1 protein-coding gene is annotated in these 630 nt (G+C 72.9%); it reads right to left on the reverse strand.

Annotated elements, in window-relative coordinates:
* Positions 1 to 201: 201 nt before the first annotated feature.
* A partial coding sequence (locus tag KUM32_RS39820; protein ID WP_217146604.1) for a sodium/proton-translocating pyrophosphatase occupies positions 202 to 630 on the reverse strand: 429 nt, incomplete at its 5' end.

The raw sequence follows: 630 nt of genomic DNA on the forward strand, positions 1-630 counted from the left end.
CCCTCGCGTTACCCCCGGCGCCCGTGGCGCCACGCCCCCGCGCCACCCGCCGCCAATCCCCTCCATTGGCCCGCCACACACGGCCGCCGCGCGCGGCCATCGACGGCGTACGGGTGGCCCAACGCGTACCGCCACCGCGTGGCATGCGGTGGCGGTACGCCAGGCGTGCGGCCTGACCAGCGGTGTCGCGCTCGATATGGCTCAGGAAACCACCGCGGGATCGATGTTCTGGGCCTTCCGGTCGACGCTGGGCTCCCCCTCGTCACCGACCGCGATGCCGCGCCGCTTCGAGAGGTAGACCGCCCCGACGATGGCCAGGATCGCCAGTACGGCGATGACGGCCCGCAGGCCCGGGCTCGCGTCGTCGCCGTAGCTGAACTTCACGACCGCCGGCGCGATGAGCAGCGCCACCAGGTTCATCACCTTCAGCAGCGGGTTGATCGCCGGGCCCGCGGTGTCCTTGAACGGGTCGCCGACCGTGTCGCCGATGACCGTCGCGGCGTGCGCCTCACTGCCCTTGCCGCCGTGGTGGCCGTCCTCCACCAGCTTCTTCGCGTTGTCCCAGGCGCCGCCGGAGTTGGCGAGGAAGACCGCCATCAGCGTGCCGGCGCCGGTCGCGCCGGCCAGGAA

The sequence above is a fragment of the Streptomyces sp. AC627_RSS907 genome, from assembly GCF_019049165.1.